21 protein-coding genes and 1 tRNA gene are annotated in these 22,672 nt (G+C 63.8%); 10 read left to right on the top strand and 12 right to left on the bottom strand.

Annotated elements, in window-relative coordinates:
* Positions 1-45 precede the first annotated feature (45 nt).
* The 4 genes from RWT78_RS04690 to RWT78_RS04675 all read left to right on the top strand — a co-directional run bounded on the left by RWT78_RS04690 (position 46) and on the right by RWT78_RS04675 (position 3,263).
* Positions 46-879, top strand: coding sequence for an ABC transporter substrate-binding protein (locus RWT78_RS04690; RefSeq protein ID WP_157770410.1), 834 nt, complete (start codon positions 46-48; stop codon positions 877-879).
* Between the two features lie 42 nt (positions 880-921).
* Complete coding sequence (locus RWT78_RS04685) at positions 922-1,704, top strand: siderophore-interacting protein (RefSeq protein WP_003942462.1); 783 nt, start codon at positions 922-924, stop codon at positions 1,702-1,704.
* A gap of 69 nt (positions 1,705-1,773) precedes the next feature.
* Positions 1,774-2,301 carry a peptidylprolyl isomerase gene (locus tag RWT78_RS04680; protein ID WP_007729190.1) on the top strand — a complete coding sequence of 176 codons (528 nt, stop codon included), beginning with the start codon at positions 1,774-1,776 and terminating at the stop codon, positions 2,299-2,301.
* Positions 2,302-2,318: 17 nt separating this feature from the next.
* A complete protein-coding gene (locus tag RWT78_RS04675) occupies positions 2,319-3,263 on the top strand; it encodes a rhomboid family intramembrane serine protease (protein ID WP_314674300.1) in 945 nt (314 codons plus the stop codon).
* A gap of 31 nt (positions 3,264-3,294) precedes the next feature.
* Here the strand turns inward: RWT78_RS04675 and RWT78_RS04670 are convergent, their stop codons facing one another.
* Positions 3,295-3,822: a lipoprotein LpqH gene (locus RWT78_RS04670; RefSeq protein WP_314674299.1), complete on the bottom strand. Its 528-nt coding sequence runs from the start codon at positions 3,820-3,822 to the stop codon at positions 3,295-3,297.
* 304 nt (positions 3,823-4,126) lie between these two features.
* On the opposite strand from RWT78_RS04670, the gene RWT78_RS04665 reads away from it, so the two are divergent.
* Positions 4,127-5,470, top strand: coding sequence for an MFS transporter (locus RWT78_RS04665; protein ID WP_042920739.1), 1,344 nt, complete (start codon positions 4,127-4,129; stop codon positions 5,468-5,470).
* Here RWT78_RS04665 and RWT78_RS04660 read toward each other — a convergent pair.
* On the bottom strand, positions 5,461-7,326 hold the full coding sequence (locus RWT78_RS04660; RefSeq protein ID WP_073512969.1) for a GAF domain-containing protein: 1,866 nt from the start codon (positions 7,324-7,326) through the stop codon (positions 5,461-5,463). The two genes, RWT78_RS04665 and RWT78_RS04660, sit on opposite strands and share 10 nt — an antisense overlap.
* 139 nt (positions 7,327-7,465) lie before the next feature.
* Between RWT78_RS04660 and RWT78_RS04655 the strand changes: the two genes are divergently transcribed.
* Entirely contained in the window at positions 7,466-8,833 is a 1,368-nt protein-coding gene (locus RWT78_RS04655) for an FAD-linked oxidase C-terminal domain-containing protein (RefSeq protein ID WP_314674294.1), read from the top strand.
* Positions 8,834-8,939: 106 nt separating this feature from the next.
* Entirely contained in the window at positions 8,940-9,788 is an 849-nt protein-coding gene (locus tag RWT78_RS04650) for a TauD/TfdA family dioxygenase (protein ID WP_314674292.1), read from the top strand.
* Positions 9,789-9,795: 7 nt separating this feature from the next.
* Here the strand turns inward: RWT78_RS04650 and RWT78_RS04645 are convergent, their stop codons facing one another.
* Both RWT78_RS04645 and crgA read right to left on the bottom strand, forming a co-directional pair.
* Positions 9,796-10,287: a PH domain-containing protein gene (locus tag RWT78_RS04645; protein ID WP_003942511.1), complete on the bottom strand. Its 492-nt coding sequence runs from the start codon at positions 10,285-10,287 to the stop codon at positions 9,796-9,798.
* A 107-nt stretch (positions 10,288-10,394) separates the two neighbouring features.
* On the bottom strand, positions 10,395-10,658 hold the full coding sequence (gene crgA / locus RWT78_RS04640; protein WP_003942576.1) for a cell division protein CrgA: 264 nt from the start codon (positions 10,656-10,658) through the stop codon (positions 10,395-10,397).
* A gap of 102 nt (positions 10,659-10,760) precedes the next feature.
* Between crgA and RWT78_RS04635 the strand changes: the two genes are divergently transcribed.
* Both RWT78_RS04635 and RWT78_RS04630 read left to right on the top strand, forming a co-directional pair.
* The gene (locus tag RWT78_RS04635) at positions 10,761-11,474 is read left to right on the top strand and encodes a DUF881 domain-containing protein (protein ID WP_003942461.1); all 714 of its coding nucleotides are present in this window, start codon (positions 10,761-10,763) and stop codon (positions 11,472-11,474) included.
* A gap of 22 nt (positions 11,475-11,496) precedes the next feature.
* Positions 11,497-12,162, top strand: coding sequence for an aminodeoxychorismate/anthranilate synthase component II (locus RWT78_RS04630; protein ID WP_003942537.1), 666 nt, complete (start codon positions 11,497-11,499; stop codon positions 12,160-12,162).
* Positions 12,163-12,219: 57 nt separating this feature from the next.
* Here the strand turns inward: RWT78_RS04630 and pknB are convergent, their stop codons facing one another.
* From pknB to RWT78_RS04595, 7 genes are all read right to left on the bottom strand, one after another.
* A complete protein-coding gene (pknB, locus tag RWT78_RS04625; RefSeq protein ID WP_007729221.1) occupies positions 12,220-14,145 on the bottom strand; it encodes a Stk1 family PASTA domain-containing Ser/Thr kinase in 1,926 nt (641 codons plus the stop codon).
* Positions 14,142-15,500, bottom strand: a complete 1,359-nt coding sequence (locus RWT78_RS04620) for a protein kinase domain-containing protein (protein ID WP_063315330.1) — start codon at positions 15,498-15,500, stop codon at positions 14,142-14,144. Before RWT78_RS04620 ends, pknB begins: the two co-directional genes overlap by 4 nt.
* A gap of 3 nt (positions 15,501-15,503) precedes the next feature.
* On the bottom strand, positions 15,504-16,970 hold the full coding sequence (locus RWT78_RS04615) for a penicillin-binding protein 2 (RefSeq protein WP_007735774.1): 1,467 nt from the start codon (positions 16,968-16,970) through the stop codon (positions 15,504-15,506).
* The gene (locus tag RWT78_RS04610) at positions 16,967-18,418 is read right to left on the bottom strand and encodes an FtsW/RodA/SpoVE family cell cycle protein (RefSeq protein ID WP_007735775.1); all 1,452 of its coding nucleotides are present in this window, start codon (positions 18,416-18,418) and stop codon (positions 16,967-16,969) included. Before RWT78_RS04610 ends, RWT78_RS04615 begins: the two co-directional genes overlap by 4 nt.
* The gene (locus RWT78_RS04605) at positions 18,418-19,848 is read right to left on the bottom strand and encodes a protein phosphatase 2C domain-containing protein (protein WP_314674286.1); all 1,431 of its coding nucleotides are present in this window, start codon (positions 19,846-19,848) and stop codon (positions 18,418-18,420) included. The genes RWT78_RS04610 and RWT78_RS04605 overlap by 1 nt, the downstream gene beginning before the upstream one ends.
* Positions 19,845-20,309 (bottom strand): FHA domain-containing protein, encoded by a 465-nt coding sequence (locus tag RWT78_RS04600; protein ID WP_003943418.1) that lies wholly within the window; start codon positions 20,307-20,309, stop codon positions 19,845-19,847. The genes RWT78_RS04605 and RWT78_RS04600 overlap by 4 nt, the downstream gene beginning before the upstream one ends.
* A gap of 186 nt (positions 20,310-20,495) precedes the next feature.
* Complete coding sequence (locus tag RWT78_RS04595) at positions 20,496-21,914, bottom strand: DUF3662 and FHA domain-containing protein (RefSeq protein WP_050656362.1); 1,419 nt, start codon at positions 21,912-21,914, stop codon at positions 20,496-20,498.
* Positions 21,915-22,168: 254 nt separating this feature from the next.
* On the opposite strand from RWT78_RS04595, the gene RWT78_RS04590 reads away from it, so the two are divergent.
* Positions 22,169-22,254, top strand: a tRNA-Leu gene (locus tag RWT78_RS04590).
* A 53-nt stretch (positions 22,255-22,307) separates the two neighbouring features.
* On the opposite strand, the gene RWT78_RS04585 is transcribed toward RWT78_RS04590, so the two are convergent.
* The gene (locus RWT78_RS04585) at positions 22,308-22,649 is read right to left on the bottom strand and encodes a hypothetical protein (protein WP_314674283.1); all 342 of its coding nucleotides are present in this window, start codon (positions 22,647-22,649) and stop codon (positions 22,308-22,310) included.
* Between the last annotated feature and the right edge of the window lie 23 nt (positions 22,650-22,672).

The raw sequence follows: 22,672 nt of genomic DNA, 5'->3' as shown, positions 1-22,672 counted from the left end.
GACGCTGACGGAAGTCCCGCAGCGAGCGGAAGCTATCCGGTGACCGTGAGCACGGAATCCGGAGACGTGATCATCGAGTCGGCACCTGAACGGATCGTGACCTTGGGGAACCCGGCGTTCGAGAACGTCGTGGCGCTGGGATCGCACCCCGTGGCCGCGAGCGTGACCAACATCGACAAGCTTCCCTATCTGGCGGACTACGTGGGAAACGAGGCGCTCGACGAGTCCTTGGCTGACATCTATGCAGGGCAAGTGAATTTCGAGCGGATGCTTGCGGTCGAACCGGATCTCATCATCGCGCCTGCCTGGCCGGTTTTCACCGAGCCCGCCACGTTGGAGCGGCTCCGAACGATCGCTCCCACTTTGATATTCGACATGCAGGACGCAGACAACGATTGGAGAGTCGGCGTTCAGCAGGTCGCGGATGCGTTGGGCAAATCCGAGCAGGGTGGCGAGTTGATCACCTCGGCAGTCGACGAATTTACGGGTGTGGCTGAGTCGAACCCAGGACTTGCGAAGCGGCCGTACTCATTCGGGCTCTACTACAAGGAGCAGATTTCGTTGGGATCGGGCGGAAACATACTGCGCCTCTTCGGAATGAAGCCGGCGGAGGACCAAGCCGCGGTGGAATCGACGGGAACTCCGGTGACGTATTCGGGTGAGACTGCGGGTGACGTCGACGGTGAAGCGGTACTTCTGATGCCGTCACCACGGGATTCCATCGCGAACCTCGAACAATCGCCTTTCTGGGAGTCGAATCTGAAATCCCGCGTCGTATGGCTCAGTGATGCGCAGGGTGAGGCGATCAACAATGCGGGTGTACTTGGAAAGACGTGGCTGCCGGGAAACCTGGGTACCGCGTTGGGACAGTTGGGTTAGTCGAGCGTGGACAGGGCGAGAGAATCCCGGTTACCTGCGGGCATGGTCATGACCGTTGCCTCGATTGCCGAGGTTGAACAGCGAACGGACGACACCGTTCGAGTTGTGTTGCAGTCGAGCGAGTTCGGAAACCTGAGCGTTCGTGGGGCGGCGCCGGTGTTCAAGTTGTTCGTGCCTCGGGAGCCGGCGGACGAGATGATGCTCCCCACCTTGGGGTCGGACAAACTCGCGGTTCCCAGTTGGGAGGCCGACCCCCGGCGTCCGATCGGGCGTTCCTACACAGCAATCGATTTCAATCCTGGCGATCGAAGGATCACGTTCGATGTCATGGATCTTGGGAAGCCGGGTTGGTGGCTCAACCGGACGGGCGTAGGCAGTCGCGTTGGGGTGATCGGATTCAAACACGAACTCGTCCTTGTTCCGGGCGTCACTGACGTCGTTGCAGTCGGCGACAGATCTGCGCGCCCTGCTGTCGGATCCTTGACGAATCTCGCCGAACAAGTCCGAATACACAGTTTCACGGGTCCGTCAGGCGAGCACGGATTCCCTGATATCGAGTGGGTGGACATAGTCGATCGGACCAAGGCGCAGACAGAATCGACAATGTTGTGGATCGGCGGAGAGAAAAGCTGTGTCGCCCGCTTGCGCAACCAAGCGATCGAAAACGGCCTACCGCCGTCCCGGATTGTCGCATTGCCGTACTGGTCGGCGGGGCGAACGCGCGACGAGTTCGATCATGCTCTGTACCGGCTGTACCAACGCGCAGCTGCGGACGGAATCGACATTTCCGATCCGGTCGTTGCCGCCGACATCGAACTGCAGTGACGCATGCCCCGTCGCACGGAATTGGCAGGCTCACATCCGCGAGAACGCCGGCAATGGCACGATGGTGGTGTGACTTCAACTCATCAGACCGCAACCGCAACGCTGCACACGAACCGCGGCGACATCAAGATCGCTCTGTTCGGCAACCATGCGCCGAAGACCGTCGAGAACTTCGTCGGCCTCGCCGACGGCTCGAAGGAGTACACCACCGCAAACGCCGCCGGCACCAAGACCGGCCCGTTCTACGACGGTGCCATCTTCCACCGCGTCATCGACGGCTTCATGATCCAGGGTGGCGACCCCACCGGAACCGGCACCGGCGGCCCGGGCTACAAGTTCGGTGACGAGTTCCACCCGGAACTGCAGTTCGACCGTTCCTACCTGCTGGCCATGGCCAACGCAGGCCCGGGAACCAACGGCTCGCAGTTCTTCATCACCACCGGCCCGACGCCGCACCTGAACCGTCGCCACACCATCTTCGGTGAGGTTCTCGACGACGATTCCAAGAAGGTTGTCGACGCTATCTCCTCCACCGCCGTCGATCGTGGCGATCGTCCGGTCGAGCCCGTCGTGATCAACAGCATCACCATCTCCTGAACAGGTAAAACAAGCAGATGACGAACCCCGGTTGGGGCGGCGGTGCGAGTGAGGGCATCCCGCCCCAACCGCGGTGCGTCCGCCATCCAGATCGACCTACCGCACTTTCCTGCAATCGTTGTGGACGACCGGCGTGCCCGGACTGTCTCCGCGAGGCGGCGGTGGGATACCAATGTGTTGACTGTGTAGCTGCCGGCCAACGCGATGTCCGCCCCGTTCGGGGCGTCGCCGGAAACACCGTGAGCCCCTCCCGCGCGGTCCCGATCGTGACGTACACCTTGATGGGGCTCAACGTCCTGGCGTTCCTCGCCACCTTCGCGCAGTCGCGAAGCATCATGAACAATCAGGTCGGCTCGTCGATCTTCGCGAACTGGGCACTCAATCCGGGGCTGGTCGCCAGCGGTGACTGGTTCCGGCTCATCGGCTCCGGGTTCCTGCACTTCGGAATCCTGCACCTCGCGGTCAATATGTACGCCCTCTACATCCTGGGCCGCGACACCGAAATCGTGATGGGCCGCTCGAGGTACATCGGCATCTACCTGGTTTCGCTCCTCGGCGGTTCCGCCTCCGTGATGGCGTTCCAGCCGGTGTTCTCTTCGCTCACGGCCCTGTCCTGGACCGCTGGGGCGTCGGGTGCAATCTTCGGCATCATGGGCGCACAGGCCGTCCTTCTACTGCGTTTGCGTCGAAGCCCGGTCCCGATCATCTCGGTGATCGCGATCAATGTGATCATCAGCATTTCGCTGCCCGGGATCTCGTTCTGGGGTCACGCGGGAGGTCTGGTGGCAGGTGCTGCAACGGCCGCTGCATTCCTGTACGCCCCACAGTGGTTGGGCGCCGGTGAGAACCGCGTGAAGGCGGTGCGGATCGGCTGGATCGCTTTTGGTGCCGTCACTGTGGTGACGTTGGGAGTCATCGTGCTCCGCGTCGTCCAACTGCGCGAACAGCTGGGAATCAGCTAGCAAGAATCCTAGGGCCCAGCGGTTCTATGGATCAGCCGCCGATGATGGACTCGCAGGCGAATGTGATCTCGAAGCTCGACGTCTCCGTCGGGTTGCCCTTGTCCCGGGCGCCGATTCCCTCGCCCGTCACCACAAAGGTATTGCCGTCCTGCTTGGCACTGGCAGATCCGCCGGGCAGTCCCGGTGCGTATCCGGCGGTGTACGGCAGACCGTTCGATCCACCCTCGCTTCCGGCGATTCCAGCAGTCTGAACCGTGCCGGATTCATCGACGATGGCCGAGACGGTCAACATGCCGTAGGTGGGATTTTCCGCGTCGAGCAGTGTCATAACTGTCGTGCCGCCGTCCTTTGCGCACTTCGTCTCGAATTTGGCGTCGAGCGTCTTCCCGCCGACGGTGGCCGAGGATGTAGCGGACGAGGCGCCGGCAGCGCTCTTGTCGGAGTTGGTCTTGTCGGAGTCGCTGCCGCAGGCGGAGGCGAATAGAGCGACCGCCGCGAGGGTGGCAGCGACTGCGGTGGAGGACCGGCGGGTCATCGTGGTCCGAACCAACTTCGTCATGTTCTGTCCTTCAAGTCACGCGGTGCGTCCGCACTTGCTCTGGCTGTTTCGGCGACAACACTAACCACTGACTCGGTGCTCGTAGCGCTAAACCCCCAGCTCAGACGGGTTTGTCGCCTTCGACTGATCAGGGACGTTCGTCGGGCTGCCCGGGATCATCTGCCGGATCTTTGGGAGCAATCGCACATGCAGAGACGGCTTCTGTAGAGATTGTCCACATAGGTTGGGCTCAGTCGTGCTTCTACTGTGGCTTGAGTCACTTCGTAGATAGCAACGCTGACCTTTTCCGAGGAGTACCCCTGCCATGACCTCCACCGATAGCACCACCACTGACGGTGGGGTTGCGCCGAGCGAGATCGAATCTCGCGTGGTGAAGAAGGTAGCGCGACGACTGATCCCCTTTTTGATCCTGCTCTATTTCGTGAACTATCTGGATCGTACGAACATCGCCTTCGCGAAGCTCACCATGAGCGCCGACCTCGGGATGACCGAGACCATGTTCGGGCTCGCCTCCGGACTCTTCTTTGTCGGCTATCTGTTGTTCGAGGTGCCGAGCAACCTGGCCCTGCACCGCTTCGGCGCCCGGCTGTGGATCGCGCGCATCATGCTCACCTGGGGCATCCTCGCCGCTGCGCTGGCATTCGTGCCCAACGTGGGCAGCCTCTATTTCCTCCGCATTCTGCTGGGAATCGCCGAGGCCGGCTTCTTCCCCGGAGTTCTTCTCTACCTGACCTTCTGGTTCCCGAAGAAGTACCGCGTACGCCTGATGGGCTTGTTCCTGCTGACACTTCCGCTCTCGTCGGCGCTCGGTGCCCCGCTCTCGGCCGCCATCATCCAGTACGGCGACGGCCTGTTCGGCCTCGCCGGATGGCGCGTGATGTACCTGATCGAGGGTCTGCCCGCCGTGATCTTGGCGTTTGTCGTCTGGTTCTACCTCACCGACCGTCCCGCCGACGCGAAGTGGTTGACCCTCGAGGAGCGCACCTGGCTGATGAAGTCGATGGCCGACGAGGAGAAAGAACTCGGCGACGCCGGTCACCAGTCGGCCGGCAAAACCCTGCGTGATCCCCGCGTCATCGGTTTCGGTCTGGTCTACTTCGGAATCACGTACGGCCTTTACGCTTTGAGCTTCTTCCTGCCCAGCATCGTCGCAGGATTCAAGCAGACGTTCGACACCGATTTCTCGCTCGTCGAGACAGGCCTGATCGTGGCCGTCCCCTACGCGATCGGCGCTGTCGCGATGGTGCTGTGGAGCCGCCATTCCGACAAGACCGGTGAACGAATGTGGCACGTTGCAGCCCCGACGCTCCTGGGCGCGGTATCCATTCCGATTGCGCTGTACCTGGATTCACCGTTCACCGTCATGATCGCGGTCTCGCTCACCGCCGTCGGCGTGCTGTGTGCACTCCCCGTATTCTGGTACCTTCCCACCACGTTCCTGACGGGTGCCAGCGCGGCCGCGGGCATCGCCATGATCAACTCGATCGGCAACGCGTCGGGCTTCGGTGCTCCGTACATCACCGGCTGGCTCACCGATGTGACCGGAAATGCCAAGGCAGGACTGTGGGTGGTGGGCGCCGTGATGCTCTGTGCCGCAATCCTTGTGGTGGCACTGGCAAAGCGATCGAGCAAGCCCGCTCAGATCTGACCGAGTTTCCCGGCACTGGCACGCAGCCGGATCAGGAGCGCAAGATCGAGCGCCTGGTCCGGCTGACGCCACTGTGTACCGATCAACCTGTCGATCGACTCGAGCCGTTGGTACAGAGTGTTGGCGTGAATCGCGAGCGCGGCGGCGGTCGCGGAGTGCTTGCAATTGTGTGACAGGTACGACGCGAGGGTGTCCAATAGCGGAACGCCGCGTCGTTGCTCCTCCTCGAGGAGAGGACCGAGGGAACGCTCTGTCAGGGCTTCCAGTTCTTCGCGGCCGGTGCGGCTGAGGAGAATTCGGTAGATGCCGAGTGAACTTGCCGGTTCCACGTGGGAGGCCCGACCGAGAGTCTCGAGGACGTCGACGGTGTGCTGTGCCTCGACATACGCCCGCGCCAGACCTTCCGCTCCCACCGCGGGATCGGCGATTCCCACTGTCGGGTTCTCCGCCGGCTGAACCCACGCCGCCGCAACTGCTGCCGGTGACATTCCGGGAATCAGTGCGATGACTCGTGAACCATGTTCGGCAACAACGGTTCCCGAGGGGAATGCAATTTCCTCGATACTGCGACGCGCACGGTCGACGGCGTCGGCCGGGCGGGCCACCACGACGGTGTATGAGCGGTCAGGATTGAGCCCGGCCAGGCGGAACTGACCGGTGACCTCGGCCGGCGTCGGCGCAGGCCTGGTGATCAGATCGACCAGAAATGCATCGCGTGCTCGGCGGGTGGCTTCCCGGGCTGCCCGTTCGCCGACCAGTGCCAGCGCAATGGCGGGAGCAGACCTTTCGAGTGCCAATCTCATGGCGGCGGTGGGTTCCTGGCGCGAGAGTAGGAACAGAACTCCGAGTTGGTCACCGGCACTGCGTACTTCGGTGGCGAACAGGAACTGCTCACCGACGATAAGCGTCACTTCCTGCTCGCGTCGGTCGGCGGCAAGGATGTCGAAGACCCGATGCACGCTCTCGCTCACCCGTTGCAGTCCCGGTGGGATCTCGGATGTTCCGGTCACGAAGAACACGGGCGAGCCCGTCGACGCCGAGGTTTCCTCCACGAGTTCGCGAACACCGCCGCCGCGCAGGACAACCTGAGTGAGCGAACGATCCCAAGTCAGTGTCTGTTCGAGAAGTGCTGTGCGCTTGGCAAGTTCGGTGTTCGCGGCGTTCACTTCCGCAACCGTCGCGCGATAGCGTTCGAGAGAGCGGGCATTCTCGATGGCCACCGAGGCATGGGCTGCGAGGGCGGACAGCAACGCAACTTCCTCGTTGCCGAATCGGCGCTCTTGACGTTTGCACGCGCACAGGGCACCCAGGATCTTGCCGTTCAAGGTCAGCGGCACAGCCAGCAGGCCGCGCATGTTCTCGGCTCGCGCTGCATCGTCGGCCGGTCCGATATGTGCAAACGAGGGATCGTTTCGGTAGTCGGGAGACCAAGCAGGAGAAGAGTTCTCGACCACGCGACCGATCAGACCTTCGCGGAAGGGAACCGTGAGGCCGAGCAATTGGGAGGTGTACGCACCGCTCGTGACTTCGATGATCAAGATGTCGTCATGAATGAGAGCAAGGTACGAAAGGTCGACGCCGAGTAGTCGTTTGGCCTGATCCACGATCTCCTGCAGGAGGGCGTGGTGATCGTGCATCGTGGTCAGCAGTGACGCGATGTCGTTGAGTGCCCCGAGTTCGGTGGCGCGCTGTCGGCGCTGAGCCAGGAGACTTCGTAGTTGAAGTGCCGATCGGGCTTCTCGCTCGATTTCGGCGGCGACCTCGGGGCCTGACCCAGCGGCCAACTGATCGCGGTGTTCGATCAGTTCCTCGGTGGATGCCTCGGCCAGGAGAAGCTGTAGCCAGTTCTCGTGCATCCGCGCTCCCTTGTCAGATTAACTCGTCAGACCAACTCGTCAGGCCAACGATGAGTATGGAGAGAATGTCCATACGGTTTCCGGTTTCTCGGAGTAAATCTACATGGGGCGGTGTAGCGGCCGTCACTATCGTGGAGACATGACACTCCTCGAGGCGCTCGGCTCGCAGATCGATGCGGATCGACTGATCACCGACCCCGACATCATGGCGAGCTACATCCACGACGACGCCGAGTGGGCTCCGTACGAGATGCCGGTCGCAGTGGTCCGACCGCGCACAGCCGAGCAGGTACAGACAGTTGTGCAGGCGTGCATCGCCCACGGTGCGCCCGTCGTCACGCGCGGCGCCGGAACCGGTCTGTCGGGCGGAGCCAACGCAGTCGCCGGCGGCGTCGTGATCGCCTTCGACGCGATGAACGCCATCAAGGAGATCAACACCCTCGAGCGTTTGGCCGTGGTCGAACCCGGAGTGGTCAACGATCACCTCCGCGACGCCTGCGCCGAGCACGGCCTCTGGTATCCGCCCGATCCGGCGAGCGCACCCTGGTCGACGATCGGCGGCAACGTCGCGACCAATGCCGGCGGCCTGTGTTGCGTCAAGTACGGCGTCACCAAGGACTACGTACTGGGCATGCAGGTGGTCACCGGAACCGGTGAGCTGGTTCGGCTCGGGCGTCGAACTGCCAAGGGAGTGGCTGGGTTTGATCTCTCGGCGCTCATGGTCGGCTCCGAAGGCACTCTCGGGGTGATCACCGAGGTGACCGTCAAGCTTCGTCCTCAGCGCGATCCCGAACGCACCATCGTCGGATACTTCGACTCCATCGTTGCTGCGGGCAAGGCAGTCGAAGCCGTCGCCGCAGACGGTCTCACGCCGTCGGCCCTCGAGTTGATCGATCGGCAGTGCCTGCTTGCCGTCGATGCCTGGAAGAACATGGGCCTCTCGGCCGATGCCGAGGTGGTCCTGCTCGGCCGAATCGACACACCGGGCGAGATCGGCGACGCCGAAGCCGAGCGAATGTTGGCCTGTTTCAACCGTTCCGGGGCTACCTGGAGCGCGAGATCCACCGACCAGGAGGAAGCCGACGCCCTGTTCTCCGCCCGGCGTCTGGCATACCCCGCCCTCGAGCGGCTCGGCCCGGTGCTCACCGAGGACATCTGTGTCCCCAAGGCAGCGGTCCCGGAGATGCTGGCACGGATCGAGGCCATCTCGGCCAGGCACGACACGCACATCGCGAACATCGCGCATGCGGGTGACGGCAACCTGCATCCGCTGCTGATCACGCCACACGACGACGAAGCGGCGCGGAGGCGTGCTCAGGCCGCTTTTGCCGAGATCATCGACAACGCCCTCGAGTTGGGCGGAACCGTCACCGGTGAACACGGCGTCGGCCTGCTGAAGATGGGCGGCTTGGCGCAAGAATTGTCACCGGCCGTCGTCGCGATGCATCATGTAATCAAGGGCGCACTCGACCCCCACGGAATCATGAACCCGGGCAAGGTGATCTGAAAGGCTGGCTCCGTAACCGAATCGGTTTCCGGAGTTACGCCGTCGAAATGACGAGTTCCTACGCTCGAGTTGAACCGTTTGGCCAACTCGACGTATGGAGTGATGAATGTTCTCTTCCGATTTGACGCTGGCAAGTGTTGTTCCGCGGCGCGTGGAGACGGTCGAGGCCGTGCGGGCGGCAATCGCTCTCGACGGCGCCGCGGTCTTCGGTGGCCTGCACACCGAGGAAGATGCCATTGCCTTCGCGTCGAAGTTGCTCGGTGAGAAGTGCATTCGCGTCGGCCGCCAGTTCGAGGCGAGTGCCAAGAGTCAGGATGCCGAAGCAGCTGTCGTCGACACCCAACCGGTGGACGAACGCGGCAGGAAGCGCTCGTTCGGCATCTCCGGCGAGCGGATGACCGCCCACAACGACGGTTTTGCGTTCGGTGACTACGCGCCCGACTATCTGTTTCTGTGGTGCAAGCGTCCGGCGTATCCGAGTGGCGGCGACTCGTTTCTCATCGATGCGCTCAAACTGACGCGGTTGCTCGCCTTCGATCCCGCAACCGCTGAATTGGCCGAATTCTGTTGGAGCACAGACATCGACCATTCGGAACCGAACTTTCCGCAGAACACATTTGCGCCGATCGCCAGGACGGTGCCGAGTGGACGCAACCAGGTTCGCTATCACCCGTACCTCGCGCCGATCGCCGGTGAATCGGAAGTAGCGCAGTGGCCGCTGGTGAAGCAGTGGAGTGAGGCTGTGATTCACGTGCGAGACAGCGGTCCGATGTTCCGCGCCGAAGCCGGCGAGATGATCTGCATCGACAACTACCGGGTACTGCACGGCCGCGACGGATACACCGACCCCGGCCGTGAGCTGTACTCGATCTGGGGATGGTCGAGCGACGCAGTCGCGGTGCCGCAGCAGGCTCTCGACATCGTGCAGCCGGACCTCGCGGCACTGGCCATGTAACCCGCGCCTATTTCTCGGGCGGTACCAAACCGTGGACGGCGAGCACGTCCAGGACGTCCTCCGGTGACGTGCCGAGATCCCAGCGTCCGAAGATCAACAGCTTCTCCGTGTCGGTGGGACGGTCGACGATGTCGATCTCGAGCATCGGGACGCGTCGACCCAGACGCGGGTAGCGGACGAGACGCACGCGGTCGATCTGTTCGCGGGTGAACTCGTGGCGGGCGCGCAATCGCTGCACCGCGATCGACTTGGTTCCCGCGTCTTCGATCACAGCCAGGCGGGGACGCTGACGCAGGGCGAGTCCGCCCATCACGAACAGCCCGATCACCGCGAGGGCGAGCAGGAAGCGTCCGGCAGGCTCCGTGGGCGCGATTATCGAGGCGATCGCGAGGGCAATTCCGCCGCCGAACATCGCGTAGACAACACCCATCGGAGTGGCCCACGAGATCACCTCCGTGACGTTGTCACGAGGCTGTGGATGAAATTCATCCTCGAGCATGTGGATAACTTCCTAGGTTGTCCACAGGAGTTATCCACAATGGGGATGAATGACACCCATGTAATTGAATGACGGTCACGATCCGGGTCGAATCAGATACTCGCTGGTCAGCGCCATCTCATGGTCATCACAAGGCCCACAACCATGAAGCCGAAGCCGACGAGGAAGTTATAGTTTCCCAAGTCGTTCATCCACGTGATCGAATCCGCGGCCAAGTAGTACACAATCAGCCATGCCAGGCCGACAAGCATGAATCCGAGCATCACCGAGACGTACAACGTGCTCGACGGACCCATCTTCACCTTCACCGGAGTGCGGTTTGCCGGGTTGACTGTGTAGTCGTTCTTCTTACGGACCTTCGACTTGGGCATGACGTCCTCGCTCTACGGTGTGACCTGCATGTGTTACCTACACGCTAACGTAGCTGTGTCCAGTTGGTCACCGGCCGACCTGCACAATCCGGGAGGAGCCACGTGTCTTCGGGTGAATCTTCACGAACCGTCTGGCACATCGGTGTACTTGCCGTCTGCCTGGTAGCCGGTCTGATGGTCGCCACGGCGCAACGATCCGCCGAGGAGAACCAGCTCCAGGTCACCGAAAGCACCAGGCTCTCCGATCTGGTTCGCAGCGCCCAGGCCAATGCCGAAAAAGTCTCGGCCGACCGGGACGAACTTGCCGCCCAGCTCGATTCGCTGCAGCAAGACGCCGCTCGGTCCGACGCCGGAGTGGCCGCCGCGCTCGGTGACATCAAGAACATCTCCGCCGACGCGGGACTGACGGAGATGACCGGCCCGGGTGTTGTCGTCACCATGACGGACGCTCCGCGCAACGCCGACGGCAAGTACCCGGTCGACGCCACCCCGGACGACCTCGTCGTGCATCAGCAGGACGTCCAGAGCGTGCTGAACGCACTGTGGGCCGGCGGGGCCGAAGCGGTGGGCATGCAGGACCAACGGATCATCAGTACGTCGGCGCCGCGGTGCATCGGAAACACCCTCCTTCTTCACGGACGTACCTACAGCCCGCCGTACGTGATGAGTGCCATCGGCGACGTCGCGCGCCTCGAGGCGGCACTCGCCGCCGAACCGGGCATTCGGATCTACAAGCAGTACGCGACCCGCTTCGGCCTCGGGTACACGCAGGCGACGCCGTCGCAGATCACGGTCCCCGCCTATACCGGCGGATAGCACGGGCGTTTACCCTGCTCTCATGAGGATTCTCGTCGTCGACAACTACGACAGCTTTGTGTTCAACCTGGTTCAGTACCTCGGCCAGCTCGGAACCGAAGCCGTGGTCTGGCGCAACGACGATCCACAACTGACGGCAGACCTCGAGGGTGCAGTAGCGCAGTTCGACGGCATTCTCCTGAGCCCGGGCCCCGGAACTCCACAGCGCGCGGGAGCGACGATGGATCTGGTGAAGGTCTGCGCAGACACCAAGACCCCGCTGCTCGGCGTCTGTCTCGGACACCAGGCGATCGGTGCGGCTTTCGGCGGAACCGTCGACCGCGCGCCCGAACTGCTTCACGGCAAGACGAGTCTGGTGCACCACAAGGACGTCGGCGTCCTGGCCGGACTGCCCGATCCGTTCACCGCTACCCGCTACCACTCGCTGACGGTTCTCGAGGACACCATTCCCGAGGAACTCGAGGTGACCGCACACACCGAGAGTGGCGTCGTGATGGCGATGCGTCACCGCGAACTGCCGATTCACGGCGTCCAGTTCCACCCCGAGTCCGTACTCACCCAGGGTGGACACCGGATGCTCGCGAACTGGCTCGCAGTCTGCGGTGAGGCGCCGCCGGAAGGACTCGTCGCAGCCCTCGAGGCCGAGGTCGCGTCGGCGCTCGGTGGAGCCCTGCCCGCGATTCTCTGACACCTGTCCACAAAAAAGTGCCTCCCGGAAATCTCCGGGAGGCACTTTTTCACTTTGCTAGCGGCCGGGGATTCCGAGCGCTCCGACGCTGACGGTGATGACCGCGTCCTTGGAGATCTCCGAGCCCGGAGGCTGCGTCTGCGAGACGATCTTGCCCACCATCTCCGGGGTGAGCGTCGTGCTCTGGTTCTGCACAAGCTGCGAAGCAGTTCCCGCCCAACCGGCTGCGCGAAGCGTGCTCAACGCCTCCGATACCGTCTTGTTGGTCAGATCAGGCATCGCGACCTGGTTGCCGTTGGACACTCGTAGCGTCACGGTCGAACCCTTGGTGGCCGAAGTGCCACCGGTCGGGTCGGTCGAAACGACCTGCCCCTTCGGCAGACCCGAATCGATCTCCGTGATCTGGACGACGAACCCGGCACCTTCGATGTTGGGCCTCGCCACCTCTTCACGCTGACCGGTGACATCCGGGACACGAACCTGCTCCGGTCCGGTGCCGACGGTGATCGAGACCGCGGAATCGAGAACAACCGACACTCCGACGGCCGGGTCCTGATTGACGATCTTGTCGACCTCGGCGACGGTCGACGCCGCCTTGCCGATGGTCGGATCAAGTCGGAGTCCGACGGAGTTGAGCTTCTTCTCCGCGTCGTCCTGGCTCAGCCCGGTCAGGCGCGGGATCGCGACCTGCTCGGGTCCGGTGGACACGTCGATGGTGACGGTGCTGCCCTTCTCGATACGCACCCCGGCAACCGGACGCGTCGTGATGACGTTTCCGGCGGCGATCACCTTGTCCGTCTTCTGCTGACGCTCCACCTGGAATCCGGCGTTGGTCAGCGTCGCCTCGGCGACGTCGGCGGGCTGGTTGGTGAGGTCGCCCGGAACGGTCACCATCTCGACCTTCGGCGAGTTCACCCGAATGAGGAAGAACGTCACCAGACCGATCACCAGAAGCGCCGCGATGCCCATCAGGGCGTAGCGTCCGCCCTTCTTCTTGGCAGGCGGCTCGGCGGCGCGAGTTGTCCTCGCAGCAACCGGCTCGACCGGATCGGGAGCGGTGCGGTAGTTCCCGGTGTCGGAGCCGACGGCGCCGAGGATGGTGGTGCGGTCCTCGTCGTTCATCACCATCGGAGCACTCGGACGCTGACCGCCCAGGACACGTACCAAGTCGCTGCGCATGTCGCCGGCGCTCTGGTAGCGGTTGGCCGGGTTCTTGCTCATCGCCTTGAGAATGATCGAATCCAGCTCGCGCGGAATGTCGGGATTGATCTCCGACGGCGTCTGCGGATCTTCACGAACATGCTGGTACGCCACGGCGACCGGTGAATCACCCTTGAAGGGCGGCTCGCCCGTCAGAATCTCGAACAGCACACAACCGAGCGAGTACACGTCCGAACGCGCGTCGACCTGCTCACCTCGCGCCTGCTCCGGCGAGAGGTACTGAGCGGTGCCGATCACGGCGGCCGTCTGCGTCATCGGGCTCGACGCGTCGGAAATGGCACGGGCGATACCGAAGTCCATCACCTTCACGGCGCCGGCACGGTTGATCATGATGTTGGCGGGCTTGACGTCGCGGTGCACGATGCCGTTGCGGTGGCTGAAGTCCAAAGCGGCACAGACGTCCGCGATCACTTCCATCGCCTTGCGCGGAGCCATCGGCCCGGTGCTGCGCACGATGTCACGCAACGTGTCGCCGTCGACGTACTCCATGACGATGTACGGCAGCGGCCCGGCGTCGGTCTCGGCTTCACCGGTGTCGTAGACGGCCACGATCGCCGGATGGTTCAGCGCGGCAGCGTTCTGCGCCTCACGACGAAACCGCAAGTAGAACGTGGGATCGCGTGCGAGGTCTGCACGCAGCACCTTGATCGCGACGTCGCGGCTGAGTCGGAGGTCGCGCGCCAGGTGAACCTCGGACATTCCGCCGAAGCCGAGAATCTCACCCAGCTCGTAGCGGGAGGAGAGATTGCGGGGTGTCGTCATTGGTCTTGTCCTAGCGGTTCTTCAGCGTCTCCGGGATCCGCCAACGGCTCAGTGGTCGTTGTGGTCGTCGTTGTCGTCGTGGTGGTGGTTGTGGTCGTCGGAGTTGTTGTGGTCGTGGTCGGCGTTGTCGTGGTGGTTGTCGGCTCGGTCGTTGTGGTCGTCGGCCGAGTCGTCGTTGTTGTCGGCTCGGTGGTCGTCGTCGTCGGCCGAGTCGTCGTGGTGGTGGGCTTGGTCGTCGTGGTGGTCGGCAACGTCGTGGACGTGACGACGGGCGGCGTCGGGTCGCTCGGACCGTCGGTCGCGATCCAGACTCCGCCGATGATCAACGCCAACAGGATCAATCCGCCGCCGGCCCACGCCACGGCCTTCTGTCCACTGGTCAGTCCGCCGGCTGCCGCGTCGTCCGCAGCAGCGGCGCCCGTCACCGGGCCCGCGTACGTCGGCGGCATGACCTGCGTGGCACCCGTTGCCGGCAACGCGCTCGCGGCACCGGTAGCGAGCAGACCGGGCGGCGGTGGACGTCTCCCTGCCCGAACGGCTGCAACGGCGTCGGCGAACTCGCCGCCACTGGCGTAGCGGCCGGCCGGATCCTTGGTCAACGTGATGTCGATGAGCTCGCGGATGTTCGGCGGCAGGTCGGCCGGCATCGGCGCCGGGGTTTCCTGCACGTGCTTCATCGCGACGGTCAGCGCGCCGTCACCGGTGAACGGGCGTCGACCCGAAAGTGCTTCGTATCCGACGATTCCCAGCGAGTACACGTCACTCGCCGCGGTCGCGTCCTGACCGAGAGCCTGCTCGGGCGCGATGTACTGGGCGGTGCCCATCACCATTCCCGTGCGCGTGACAGGTGAGTTCTCGACGGCCTTGGCGATGCCGAAGTCCGTGATCTTCACCTGGCCAGTCGGCGTGATGAGGATATTGCCCGGCTTCACGTCGCGGTGCACGACACCGGCGTCATGTGCGACCTGCAGGGCGCGGCCGGTCTGCTCGAGCATGTCGAGGGCATGCGGAACCGCCAGGCGGCCGACGCGTGCCAGGACAGCGTTGAGCGGTTCACCGTTGACGAGTTCCATCACCAGGTACGCCGTGGAATCACCCGAGCTGTCGCGGGTCTCGCCGTAGTCGTAGATTCCGGCGATACCGGGATGGTTGAGCTGTGCGGTGGTGCGGGCCTCGAAGCGGAAGCGCTCCAAGAACTCCGGATCGGAAGAGAACTCGGACTTGAGTACCTTGACGGCGACGCGACGGTTGAGCCGGGAGTCGGTGGCTTCCCACACCTGACCCATCCCACCGGTGGCGATGAGACGGATCAATCGGTAACGATCGGCGATCAAAGCGCCGTTGTTCAACGCCACGGTTCAGCCCCCTTGGATTCCGGCTGCGATGACTGCACGACCGATCGGCGCAGCAACCGAGCCACCGGTAGCGGCAAGTCCGCGGTCACCACCGTTCTCGACTATGACGGCCACGGCGACCGTCGGATTCTGCGCCGGTGCAAAAGCGATGTACCAGGCGTGCGGCGGAGTTTCCCGCGGGTTCACGCCGTGCTCCGCGGTACCGGTCTTGGACGCGATCTGAACGCCGGGAATCTTGCCGTCGCCGCCGGTGAAGTTCTCCGAGCCGATCATCAGATCGGTCAGCGTTGCCGCAACTGCCGGCGAGATCGCCTGACCCATCGAAACCGGCGACGGTGTACTGAGATCGGTCAGATCCGGTGCCTGCAACTGGGAGATCAGGTTGGGCTGCATCCGCACTCCACCGTTGGCGACGGTCGCGGCGATCACTGCGTTCTCGAGCGGGGTCACCGCGACGTCACGCTGGCCGATGCTGGTCTGGCCGAGAGCCGCGTCGTCGGAGATGTCGCCGACCGTGCTGTCTGCAACCGGCAGCGGGATCGCGGGAGTGTTGGGTCCGATACCGAAGGCGCTGGCCTCGTCCTTGATGGCGTCGGCGCCGTCTTTGATGCCCAGTTCGACGAACGCCGTGTTGCACGAGCGCGCAAACGCGTCGCGCAACGACGCCGTCGGGTTGGGGCCGCACGTGCTGCCGTTGTAGTTCTCGAGGGTCGTGCTGGTGCCGGGCAGCGTGATCTGCGGCGCCGCGGTCAGCTGGTCGTCCGGGGTCGCACCGTTGCCAAGAGCTGCGGCCGTGGTGAGCACCTTGAACGTCGAGCCGGGAGGGTAGGTCTGCGAGATAGCGCGGTTGACCAACGGATCGTTGGGATCGGCATTGAGCTCGTCCCACGCCTTCGTGGTTTCGGCGCCGTCGTGGCTGGCAAGCAGGTTCGGGTCGTAGCTCGGAGTGCTGACCATCGTCAGGATGCGTCCGGTGCTCGGCTCGATGGCGACGACGGAACCGGTGTAGCCCTTGCTGGTCAGCTGGTCGTAGGCCACCTGCTGCATGGCCGGATTGAGCGTCGTGACGACGTTGCCGCCGCGCGGATCGCGTCCGGACACCAGGTCGAAGAAGCGCTGACTGAACAGCCGGTTGTCCGAGCCGTTGAGAATCGGATCTTCGGTGCGCTCGAGGCCGGCGCTGCCGTACTGCATCGAGTAGAAGCCCGTGACCGGTGCGTACGGGTACGGATTCGGATACTCGCGCAGGTACTTGTACCGGTCGTCGGTGGCGCGGGAGGCGGCAAGCACCTGACCGGAAGCCGAGATCTGACCTCGCTGGCGTGAGTACTCGTCGAGCAGCACCCGCGAGTTGCGCGGGTCGGCTCGCAGGTCGTCAGCTTTGATGACCTGTACGTACGTGGCGTTGGCGAGGAGCGCGACGACCATCACCATGACGGCCATCGCGACGCGGCGCAGTGGAGTGTTCATACGCGCGGCATCATCTCGGTATTGGCGTCAGCGATTGGGGGCGGACCTTTCTTCTTCGTCACTACCGGCGCACGTGCCGCGTCCGAGATCCGGACGAGGATGGCCAGCAGTAGGTAGTTCGCGAGCAGCGACGAGCCGCCGTACGACATGAACGGTGTTGTCAGACCCGTCAGCGGGATCAGCTTGGTGACGCCGCCGACGACGACAAAAATCTGGATCGCGATCGTGAACGACAGACCGGCGGCGAGCAGTTTGCCGAAGCTGTCGCGCACTGCCAACGCAGTACGCAGGCCGCGCACGATGAGAAGCAGGAACAGCATCAGCACAGCGGCCAGGCCGATCAGGCCGAGTTCTTCGCCGATGGTCGCGATGATGAAGTCCGTCTTCGCGAACGGCACCTGGTTGGGTCGACCACTGCCCAGACCTGTTCCGGCGATACCACCGGTGGCCAGGCCGAACAGCGATTGCGAGATCTGATACCCGGTGTTGGCGTAGTCGCCGAGCGGGTCCAGCCAGGTGTCGACGCGCACGCGTACGTGACCGAACATCTTGTAGGCGAAGAAGAATCCTATGGCGAGCAGTCCGCCGCCGATCACCAGCCAGCCCACACGTTCGGTCGCGATGTAGAGCATCACCAGCACGGTGCTGAAGAGCAGCAAAGACGTACCGAGGTCGGTTTCGAAGACGAGCACGCCCACCGAGACGATCCAGGCGAGCAGGATCGGACCGAGGTCGCGGGCACGCGGAAAGTCCATGCCCAGGAAGTGTTTACCGGCCGAGGTGAACAGGTCGCGCTTGGCGACGAGCACCGACGCGAAGAAGATGATGAGCAGGATCTTCGCGAACTCACCTGGCTGAATGCTGAATCCAGGCAGGCGAATCCAGATTTTTGCGCCGTTCACGCTCGAGAACTTCGCCGGCAGGATCGCGGGAATCGCCAGGAACACCAGGCCTGCGAGGCCGAGTGTGTAGCTGAACCGCGCCATCAGGCGGTAGTCCTTCAAGAACACGAGCAGCAGCACGAAACCGGTGATCGCCAGTGCAGTCCACATGACCTGCTGGTTCGCATCCGGTGACGGTGCCTCGACGCCGTTGTAGAGCGCTGTCTGTTCGTCGGCGAGGTCGAGTCGGTGGATGAGCACCAACCCCAGGCCGTTGAGCAGGGCGACGATCGGGAGCAACAGTGGATCGGCGTAAGGCGCATACCGCCGAATTGCCAAGTGCGCGATCAGGAACAGGCCCGTGTACGCGAGCGCGTACTTGGCCAGATCGAGAGTGATCTTCTGTTCCTGGCTCGCCTCGACGAGCAGAAGCGAGACCGTCGTGATGATGACGGCAAAGCCCAGGAGCAGCAGCTCCATGTTTCGACGAGTCGACTGGACCGGCGCCGGGGCAAAACCTCCGGGCGGACTCGGAAAAGCCGTCCCCGCAGCTGCGTTGGACGACATCAGTTGACCGTCCTGCAAGTCTGACCGGGAATGTCGGTCGGCGTCGGCGTCGGCGTAGTCGTGGGTGCTGCCGTCGTCGGCGCAGCAGGCTCCCCGGGCGGTGCGGGGGGCGGCGTGGTCTCCGGTGCCGGCGGGGGAGTGGGCGTGGCCGTCGTCGTCGGAACCGGCTCACAACGAGGCAGCAGATCGCCGCCGATGAGACGGATCATCTGGCTCTGCGCATCCTCACGCTTGCCGGACGGCAGCCCGGCGCGCACCTGCTCCTGCGCCGACGGCTGCAGATCCGTCACTTCGAGGATGTTGCAGTTGCTGGGAATCGCGTCGGGGGAGACGAGGGTGAGGACGTCGTCGTCGCCGACGCAACCCACCAGATCCGCGTCCTGCAGCGAGTAGCCGAGCACCGAACCGGGGATTCCGCGCAACACCGTCACGCGGCCGTTGTCTTCGCCGACGTAGTAGTTGTTGCGGATGACGGCGCGGCCGATCACGGCGCCGACGCCGACCAGTGCGATCAGCACCACGGCGAGGACCACCCACCACAGCCGGTTCCGCTTCTTCTTCGGTTCCGGTTCGGGTTGGGAGACAACTCGCTTGGGCGTCGCGCGCGGCGGACGCATGGCAGCGGCGCGGCCGGCAGCGGTGTTGGGGGGAGGGGCGTCCTCTTCCTCTTCCGTCGACGCGGCGCCCGCGACGATGGGATGCGACTGGCCGTAGTCGAGGTCGATGACATCGGCGACGACGACGGTGACATTGTCGGGACCGCCGCTGCGCAGCGCCAATTCGATGAGACGGTCGGCGCACTGCTCCTGCGAGCCCTCGCGCATCGTGTTCTCGATGGTCTCGTCGCTGACCACGTCGGAGAGGCCGTCGGAGCAGAGCAGGTAGCGATCGCCGGCGCGGGCTTCGCGCACGGTGAGCGTCGGCTCGATCTCGTTGCCGGTCAACGCCCGCATGATCAGGGATCGCTGCGGGTGCGTGTGTGCCTGTTCGGCGGTGATCCTGCCCTCGTCGACCAACGACTGCACGAAAGTGTCGTCGCGGGTGATCTGCGTCAGGTGGTCGTCGCGCAGAAGGTAGGCGCGCGAGTCGCCGATGTGCACGAGACCGAGCTTGCTGCCGGAGAAGAGGATCGCGGTGAGCGTGGTGCCCATGCCGTCGAGTTCGGGTTCTTCCTCGACGTGATCGGCGATGGAATCGTTGCCCTCGCGGGTGGCTGCCTCGAGCTTGCCGAGCAGATCCTCGCCGGGCTCGTCGTCGTCGAGATGCGCCAGGGCGGCAATCATCAACTGCGACGCGACCTCACCGGCCGCGTGTCCGCCCATGCCGTCGGCCAAAGCCAACAGGCGTGCACCGGCGTACACGGAATCTTCGTTGTTGGAGCGCACGAGACCGCGGTCGCTGCGCGCCGCGTAGCGGAGAACAAGGGTCACGGGCGTAGCTCGATTACCGTCTTGCCGACGCGAACCGGAGTGCCCAGCGGCACGCGCACCGCAGTGGTGACCTTGGCGCGGTCCAGATAGGTGCCGTTGGTCGAACCGAGATCCTCGACGTACCAATCAGCTCCGCGCTGCGAGAGCCGCGCATGGCGCGTCGACGCGTAATCGTCGGTGAGAACGAGCGTCGAATCGTCGGCGCGGCCGATCATGACTGGCTGAGAACCCAGGGTGATGCGGGTGCCGGCGAGGGCGCCCTGCGTGACCACCAGGTACCGAGGCACCTTCGCCTTGCCCAACGAGGGCAGGACCTTTCCGGCGCGGGTGTACCGCGGCGGAACCCTGACCCCGGAGCCGGCATAGATGTCGGAGCGGAGAGTGCGGAGGACTGCCCAGACGAACAGCCACAGTAGGAGCAGGAAGCCCGCCCGTGTGAGTTGCAGAATCAGGCCCTGCACGGCTGTCCACCTCCTTCTATGGCTCGAGCCCCGCCGCAGCGGGGTTCGAGCATTGTCGACTGGCAGCATCATAGGGGGCTCTGGGCCCCGAAGATCACGATACTGACAGCCGCGTGACGGCGGCGCGCCGACGGACCGCCGAATGTTCGATTGTTATCGGAAAAATCCTGGCGTCCGTTTCTCAGCTCAGAGAATGCGAACCAGAATCTCCGAGTGACCTGCACGAATGATGTCGCCGTCTGCCAGCTGCCAGTCCTGGACCGGTGCTCCGTTGACGGTGGTGCCGTTCGTGGATCCCAAATCGGACAGCATCGCGGTGCGGCCGTCCCAACGGATGTCGATGTGGCGACGTGAGACGCCGGTGTCCGGGAGGCGGAACTGAGCTTCCTGGCCGCGGCCGATGACATTGCTGCCGTCGCGAAGCTGGAAGTGGCGTCCGCTGCCGTCCTCGAGCTGCAGGGTTGCCGTCAGGCTCTGGGCTGTCGGTGCGTAACCGCCCTGCGGCTGGGCGTAGCCCTGCTGCGGGTAGGCCTGCGTCTGCTCGAAGTTGCCGCCCTGCTCGTAGCCACCCTGCTCGTACGGCTGCTGTGTGTACGCCTGCTGGTCGTAACCGCCCTGCTGGTAGCTCTGCTGGTCGTAGCCCGGCTGATCGTAGGACTGGCCGTTGTACGGCTGCTGGTAGCCCTGCTGGTCGTAGCCGCCCTGCTGGTAGCCCTGCTGGTCGTACCCACCCTGGTACGCCTGCTGGCCGTAGCCCTGCTGGTCGTACGGCTGCTGCTGGTAACCCTGCTGGTCGTAGCCGCCGCCCTGCTGGTCATACCCCTGCTGGTCGTAACCGGCCTGCTCGTACGGCTGCTGCTGGTTCGGGTACGCCTGCTGGTCGTAGCCACCCTGCTGCTGGTTGTAGCCCTGCTGGTCGTCGCCCGTGCGGTAACCGTCGCCGCGGTCGTAACCGTTCTGGTAAGGCGCTTCCTGGCCCTGCGGAGCGGCATAACCGCCGTCGTCGTGGGAGTACCCGTTCCGTGCCGGCTGCTGCGGTTCGGGCTGGCGACCCGCCGGTTCGCGGCTTGGTTCGTAGCCTGAGTTCTGCGTCATGGGGCCGGCTCCTGGTTGTGACGGGACTGGATTGGAAACAGGGGGAACAATCGGTGCGGGTCGCTGAGGCGGCCGTTGTGGAGGCCGCGACGAAACCTGCGGAACATGCGACGGCGGTGATGCCTGCTCGGCGTCACCATCCGGGTCGACGGTTCCGCGGGTGCGGAACTGACCGGTGTGGAGCGTAGGCGAAGGCTCGAAAGTGACCGAGATGTCGCCGTACGTCTGCCAACCCTGATCGCGGATGAAATCCTGCAGGTGTCGGCTGAAAGCTTTGGTCGTCAGTTCGCGATCAGCTGCCAACTCTTCGTGATCGGAGTTGTTGATGGTGATCACGTAGTTGTTGGGGGCGAGAAGGATTCCGCCGCCGAGGTGCTCGACGCGGTCACGTGCCTCCTGCTGGAGCGCCGCCTCTACTTCCTGCGGCACAACACCACCACCGAAGACCCGCGCGAATGCGTCGCCGACAGCTCCTTGGAGCTTTCGTTCGAAACGCTGCACGATGCCCATCGGGCCCTCCTCTCGCCTCGCATCTACGACGGCAAAATGCTCGGCAAGTAGCGCCGGCACCGCCTTGTCGCGTGTCGTCCAAACTGCTGTACAGGTTCCACGGTACTGTCAAATGTCGCTTCGGCAGTACCTGGCCGCTGTTTCAGCATGGTATCGGTTCTGGGCTTTCGGGTGCTCGGTGTTCATCGATTCGTGCCCTGAGCTGCACGAATAGAACTTTCAAAGTTTGTCGTGATAATGTTTCGGCGTTGCTCGGGCGAGTGGCGGAATGGCAGACGCGCTGGCTTCAGGTGCCAGTGTCCTTCGGGACGTGGGGGTTCAAGTCCCCCTTCGCCCACCACAAGACGAGGCCACGAACTCACAAGAGTTGGTGGCCTCGTTTTTTGTTGTCGGCTATCTGGCCGCAGCCTGAATGAAGCTCAGAACGAAGTCCAATGCGGTGCCCGCAAACGGGTTGCCGACTGGTTGAGTGGCCGCGGCGGGCGCAGTGATCTGAGGGTTCATCATCCCTGGCGGCAGTGTGCCGGGTGGGAGATTGATGATGGCGTTGATGTCGTAGATGGTGTTGTCGGGACCGTTGGTCACCGAGAACGAGATACTGCCGAAGTCGACGACTGGACTATCGGCTGATGCAGTACCAACTGGGCTGCCGAAGGTGATCGCGGCAGCGAGCGCGCCGACACCGAGGGCCGCGGTGGTCCGGGACAAACGAGTAGGTGTTTCGAGTCCATTCACAGATGTGCTCCCTTTCGTGTTGA

Source organism: uncultured Rhodococcus sp. (assembly GCF_963525155.1).
In the GTDB taxonomy this organism is placed as follows: domain Bacteria; phylum Actinomycetota; class Actinomycetes; order Mycobacteriales; family Mycobacteriaceae; genus Rhodococcus_F; species Rhodococcus_F qingshengii.
This window is presented reverse-complemented; position numbering and strand designations above follow the sequence as displayed.

Bases quoted from the DNA above. Each gene is read 5' to 3' on its own strand.
- RWT78_RS04685 (WP_003942462.1), top strand. From the start codon at position 922: ATGGTCATGACCGTTGCCTCGATTGCCGAGGTTGAACAGCGAACGGAC.
- RWT78_RS04675 (WP_314674300.1), top strand. From the start codon at position 2,319: ATGACGAACCCCGGTTGGGGCGGCGGTGCGAGTGAGGGCATCCCGCCC.
- RWT78_RS04670 (WP_314674299.1), bottom strand. From the start codon at position 3,822: ATGACGAAGTTGGTTCGGACCACGATGACCCGCCGGTCCTCCACCGCA.
- RWT78_RS04665 (WP_042920739.1), top strand. From the start codon at position 4,127: ATGACCTCCACCGATAGCACCACCACTGACGGTGGGGTTGCGCCGAGC.
- RWT78_RS04660 (WP_073512969.1), bottom strand. From the start codon at position 7,326: ATGCACGAGAACTGGCTACAGCTTCTCCTGGCCGAGGCATCCACCGAG.
- RWT78_RS04655 (WP_314674294.1), top strand. From the start codon at position 7,466: ATGACACTCCTCGAGGCGCTCGGCTCGCAGATCGATGCGGATCGACTG.
- RWT78_RS04650 (WP_314674292.1), top strand. From the start codon at position 8,940: ATGTTCTCTTCCGATTTGACGCTGGCAAGTGTTGTTCCGCGGCGCGTG.
- RWT78_RS04645 (WP_003942511.1), bottom strand. From the start codon at position 10,287: ATGCTCGAGGATGAATTTCATCCACAGCCTCGTGACAACGTCACGGAG.
- crgA (WP_003942576.1), bottom strand. From the start codon at position 10,658: ATGCCCAAGTCGAAGGTCCGTAAGAAGAACGACTACACAGTCAACCCG.
- RWT78_RS04630 (WP_003942537.1), top strand. From the start codon at position 11,497: ATGAGGATTCTCGTCGTCGACAACTACGACAGCTTTGTGTTCAACCTG.
- pknB (WP_007729221.1), bottom strand. From the start codon at position 14,145: ATGACGACACCCCGCAATCTCTCCTCCCGCTACGAGCTGGGTGAGATT.
- RWT78_RS04615 (WP_007735774.1), bottom strand. From the start codon at position 16,970: ATGAACACTCCACTGCGCCGCGTCGCGATGGCCGTCATGGTGATGGTC.
- RWT78_RS04610 (WP_007735775.1), bottom strand. From the start codon at position 18,418: ATGTCGTCCAACGCAGCTGCGGGGACGGCTTTTCCGAGTCCGCCCGGA.
- RWT78_RS04595 (WP_050656362.1), bottom strand. From the start codon at position 21,914: ATGGGCATCGTGCAGCGTTTCGAACGAAAGCTCCAAGGAGCTGTCGGC.